Genomic DNA, 5,125 nt, shown 5'->3' on the forward strand with positions numbered 1-5,125 from the left:
CTCTGCGGGCACGGCGCTCCCTTGGATGCGGGTACGAGCCCAGGCATTGTACCGGCGGCCGGCGGGGGGTGTCAAGCGGGGCGGTTTTCGGTGAAATGTTGTACCCGGCGGCCGACTTTGCTACCATCACCGCGGAGGAGACGAGATGTACGAGCCGCTGGTCGTGGTCGTCGGTGTGCTGGAGATGAACTGCTACGTGTGGCCCGTGGGCGACGGGGGGGCCCTGGTGGTGGACCCCGGAGCCGAGGCGGACCGCATCGAGGCCGTGATGAGGGAGAAAGACCTGACCCCCGTAGCCATAGCCCTGACCCACGGCCACCCCGACCATTTAGGCGGCGCCGGGGAGATGGCCAGGCGCCACGACATCCCCTGCTACCTCCACCCCGACGACCTGATATGCGTGGCGGCGCTGAAGGAGGAGTGGCTCGAAATCTGCGGCCCCCGGCCCAACGAGTGGCCCCGCTTCACCCCGTATCCGGCCCTCTTGACCTTCCCCGCCGTCCAGCTCGAGGTGCTCCACCTGCCGGGTCACTCGCCGGGCGGTGTGGTGCTCTACGACGCCAAGCGCGGCATCGCTGCGGTGGGCGACTCCATTTTCGCCGGCAGCGTGGGGCGCACCGACCTCCCCGGTGGCGACCCCGACGCGCTCTTCCGCAATATCGAGCAGGTCGTCATGTCCCTGCCCGACTCGACGCGCCTATTGCCCGGCCATGGCCCCGCGACCACCGTGGGCGAGGAGAAGCGGTCCAACCCCTTCCTGGTTTGAAAAAAATACTCCCCCTCGCGGGGGTTTTAATCCTCTTCGGCTGCGCCGCCGAGCCACAGCCTCCGCCGGGTTGCGCTTTCGCGAAGGCGCTGCCCTCGGAGGATTTTCACGCCCTCGCCCTGCGTACTCTGGGCGATCCGGAGCGTGGCCCCGAGCTGGCCGCGCTCAATCGGACGGACGAGTGGGCGAGGCCCGCCGAAATCGAAGGGCTGGTCGTGCCCGCCGGCGCGGATAACGACCAGCCGCCGCTCTACGACGCGCTGGAGGAGAGTGACGGGGAGGGGGCGTGGCTGGCGGCGTCCCGGCTCGTCGTCCGGGACGACCTCGTCGGGGCGACGGCGCTTTTGGAATCGGTCCTCGGGGAAGACCCTTATCAGGCGCGGCTGCGCTATCTGCTGGGGCTGCTGCGCTTCCGTCAGGGGGAGGCCTGGCGCGCCGAAGTCCAGTTCCGGGCGGCCGCGTATCTGGCCCCCGCCGACAGCCGACCGCACCTGGCGCTGGGGCTCCTCCTCTGCGCCCAGGACCGGGGGGATGAGGCCCGGCGGGAGCTTTCGACGGCGCTGGCCCTGGACCCGACGGACGACCGCGCCTGGGCGGCGGCGGCCCTCCTGGACGAGGCGCAGGGCGATTCAAAAGATGCGGCGTTCGAGTTGGGCGAGTTTCTCCGTCTTGGTCCCGGCTTCGGCCCCGAGCGGGAGGTTTTTGGGGACATGCAGGGGCTTATCGAAGGTGGGCATGACCCGCTGGACCCCGCCTGGCGGTCGGGGCGCCTGCCCGTTCCCGATTCCCGCGATCCGGTCCTCGACCCACCGTAGGAATGGCGATCGAGGGGCCGCGGCCAAATAACCGTAATATAGGGCGGGGGCTTTAGTCCCCGCCGTTTTCACGCTCAAGCCTCGCCCCTCACCCTAGCCCTCCCCCCAGAGGGGGGAGGGGACAGCTTCGCCCCCTCCCCAACCCGTAGGCGAGCCTCCCCCCATAGGGGGGAGGGGACACGCGGCAGCCAGCACTCTCACCACTGCCTGCGCAAAAAAACGGTCCCCCGGGGGACCGTCGTCGTTCGATCGGGCTCTACAGGGCCTCGATGACGGACCCGCAGATGGGGCAACGGGTCTTCTTCCCCTTCAGCCGGGTGATGTTGCCGCAGTTCACGCAGAGGGTGTATCCGGGCGGCAATTCGTCGGGCTGACTGACCTGGAGTTGCCGGTTGCGCTCGCGGATGGCCTCGGTGTTGTCGGAGAGCTTCCTCTTCTGATCCCGGTCCTGCTGTCGTTTGGCCGTCGCCTCCGCTTCCGTGAATTCGACATCGCCCACCGTCTGGACCTCGGCCTCGACCGTGGCCTCGACGGGCTCACCGTCGGTTTTTGACTCCCTCATGCGCCGGGCCATTATCTCGCTGACCGCCCGACGGTGCTGCTCCTCGTCCATCACCGGCGCCTGCTCGGTCGCCCTGTCCGCCGCGGAGATTCTCTCCCCGGTGTCGAGACTGTAGCGGTACGGCCGGTTGGAGCTCGTCGAGGAGGGGGTGGAGCCGGCGGGCTGGGAGCTCGAGGATGAACCGCCGCCCTGCGCCGCTCCCTTGGCGTTTTTCACCGCCCGCCCGATGATGGGGATGACGACGAAGATGAGGATGATCGGGATGAGGAAACCGGGGAGGAAGTCTCCCTCCCCGCCGGAGGCGAGGAAGGACACCACGCCGCCGACCGCGACGAGCACGAGGACGGCTGTGATGATGCCGGCGTTGCAGCCGGTTTTCTGGTTGTTGGGGGTCAGGGTCACGGTTGAACGGTTGGAAGGTGTTCAGGTGGATTATAGGCCGCCCGCGGAGCCTTGGCAAGCCCCCCAAAAAGAGGAGCCCCGCGGGGCCCCTCTATCACGAACGGATGCCGTCTTTTACCGGGCGACGACCAGCCGGGTGGTCAAGGTTCCGTCGGCGGTGACCAGCCGGGCGATGTAAACCCCGGCCGGGGTGTCGGCCGCGTCCCAGGTGACCGTATGGCGTCCGGCGGTCAGCTCGCCCGACGCGGCGGTGGTCACCCGGCGGCCGGCGATGTCGTAAACCGCCAGCTCGATCGCGCCGGTCTCCCGCAGGGCGACGTCGAAGCAGACGACGGTCGAGGCCGGGTTGGGATAGGCCGCGGAGAGTGTCGTCCGAATAATCTCCCCGAGGGCGGAGACGTTCACCGGACCGTAACGCACCGCGCTGCCGTCGCCGGCGACCAGCTCGAGGTAGTAGTCGTTCGCGCCGCGGGCTTCGCGGTCCAGGTAGCGGCCGCGCGTATCCGGAACGAGGGCGCTCGAGTTGAGCCGGTCGGAGTCACGGTAGAGGTTGACGCCGACCAGACCGCCGGTGTCCTCCAGGCTCCAGGCCAGGAGCACGCCGTCCTCCCCGGCCGTGCCGGTGAACTCGGCCACGTCGGTGCTCACGTCGTCGTCCACCGTCGTGGTGCCCTCGAAGGGCCACCCGTTCTGGGCGGTGACGGTGACGTGCATCTCGCCGGGTTCGGAGGGGTCGGGGTAGAGGATGACCTGGCCGCCGGGACCGGTCCTGTCGGCCACGTGGCAGTCGTCCTCCTTGTAGAGGCAGACGAGGGCGCCCTCCACCGGCGAGCCGCCCACGGTGACGTTCACGGTGAATCCGCCGTGGCTCCAGTGGTCGGGGTACTGCACGGCAAGGTTCGCCATCTCATCGGTCCAGCCCACGGTCTCGCTGGGCCCCAGGACGGTGTTTTCGTAGATGCACCAGCGGTAGTATACGTTGCCCCCCCTGGCGGACGGGACGAAGTAGTTCTTCATGTCGGCCAGGGCGTAGCCGAAGTTGGTCTTGCCCTCGTTGAACATGGAGCAGAAGAACTGCTGGTCAACCAGGTCGCTGGGGCCGAAGCCGGGGTTACCGGGCGAGTACCAGCCGTAGCGCGAGTTCATGATGGTGGCGACCATCCCGCCCGCCGGGGCGAGGACCAGTTGTTCGGCGAAGCACTGGTAGCGGTCGAAGCCGCCGCACATGCAGCCGATGGAGTTCATCCAGCCGAGCTGGTCGCCGTTGGTCAGGGCGTAGGCGTCCGCGACCGACATGTAGTCGGGGCCGGTGCCGATGATGGTGTAGTTGGCGTGGGCGCAGTGGTTGACGACGGCGCAGTTGCCGGCGTTAATCTGGGCGATGACCGCGGCGCGGCTGAGGTTGTCGTAATCCTCATAGAGCTTGGTGACCGGGTCGAACTGGGACGGCAGGTAGAGATCGTCCACGCGGTTCTTGGCGAGGCCGCCCGAGGTGCCGGAGTCCAGGTAGGCCCCCAGGAAGAGGGCGTCGGTGGTGTGACCCGCCGGAATCTCTTTCTCGTAGGTCAGGGTCTTGGAAACCACGGTGTCCACGAAGTCCGGCGTCATCACGGGGTACCGGGAGACGTAGACGTCGGGAAACATGTCGGGGTTGTCGTCGGGCCACTCACCCCAGTATCCGTCCCCATCCTCGTTCCACGTTCCGTCCAGGTCCGAGAAGTAGAGATCGCAGGGGATGTGCTGGTCGTCATCGGAGCAGCCTCCGATGACAACGTACCCCCGGCGCTCTTGGTCGAAGCTGCAGTCCCCGCCAAGGACCACCCACTGGGTGGACCAGTTTTCGTAGGCGTCTATGATGAAGTTCCGGATGCGCTCCGCGTTGTCGCTGCCGGAGTAGTTGTCGAAGATGTACTCCGTGGTGACGATGGCCGTGGTGTAGCCCTTGAGGAGCTTCCAGTCCCTCAGGGGCGAGAAGCTTTCGACGAAGGCCTCCGGGGTTATCAGGACCCATTCGGCGGTGTCGCCGAAGTCGGGTGAGTTCATGCCGGGCTCGGGATGGGGCGTCCCGGTGAAGGTCGGCTCTACCACCGGAATGGACACGTAGACGTCCCCTGGATTGAGGACCATGCTCCGGATATTTTCCAGGCCGAACTCCGCCACCTGCCGCGTCACCCGGTTGGGGACGCGCACCTCGTAGGACAGCGGTTCGGTCGTTATCTCGAACTCGATGCGGGTGATGACCGAGAGGGCGCCCGAGGCCGGCTCGTAGATGAAGGGGCTGAACTGGACCGCGGCCACGCCGTAGCCCGAGATGTTGCCGCCCCCGGCGGCCGTCAGGGGGACGGCGGGGTACGGGTCGGAGGAGGAGTAGATGCCGTCGTCGAAGACCGCCCGGAACTCGGCGGGTTGGCTTACCGGCCGCGGGGTGTTGGCCGGCAGGACTACGTAAAATCCCGGCAGCTTCTGCACCGTGAGGTCGGTAACGGTGACCTCGGTGGCGCCCAGGCCCGCCGGAACGCTGATGAAGAGGGGCACGGTGGGCAGCATCGGAACGCCCTCGTCGGTCGGATAAATTCCCTC

General features: G+C 67.5%; 4 protein-coding genes. 2 read left to right on the forward strand and 2 right to left on the reverse strand.

Translation table 11 applies throughout. The features are described 5' to 3' along the window. Window positions 1-145 precede the first annotated feature (145 nt). A complete protein-coding gene (locus tag NTW26_11440) occupies window positions 146-766 on the forward strand; it encodes an MBL fold metallo-hydrolase (protein MCX7022859.1) in 621 nt (206 codons plus the stop codon). After that, the gene (locus tag NTW26_11445) at window positions 763-1,581 is read left to right on the forward strand and encodes a hypothetical protein (protein MCX7022860.1); all 819 of its coding nucleotides are present in this window, start codon (window positions 763-765) and stop codon (window positions 1,579-1,581) included. Before NTW26_11440 ends, NTW26_11445 begins: the two co-directional genes overlap by 4 nt. 256 nt (window positions 1,582-1,837) lie before the next feature. Here NTW26_11445 and NTW26_11450 read toward each other — a convergent pair whose 3' ends face one another. Continuing rightward, window positions 1,838-2,545, reverse strand: a complete 708-nt coding sequence (locus NTW26_11450) for a hypothetical protein (protein MCX7022861.1) — start codon at window positions 2,543-2,545, stop codon at window positions 1,838-1,840. Window positions 2,546-2,659: 114 nt separating this feature from the next. Further along, a partial coding sequence (locus NTW26_11455) for a C25 family cysteine peptidase (protein MCX7022862.1) occupies window positions 2,660-5,125 on the reverse strand: 2,466 nt, incomplete at its 5' end.

The sequence above is a fragment of the bacterium genome, from assembly GCA_026398675.1.
GTDB lineage: Bacteria > RBG-13-66-14 > RBG-13-66-14 > RBG-13-66-14 > RBG-13-66-14 > RBG-13-66-14.

What these genes read in the sequence shown, in the direction of transcription:
- NTW26_11440 (MCX7022859.1), top strand. Translation starts at nt 146, where the DNA reads ATGTACGAGCCGCTGGTCGTGGTCGTCGGTGTGCTGGAGATGAACTGC.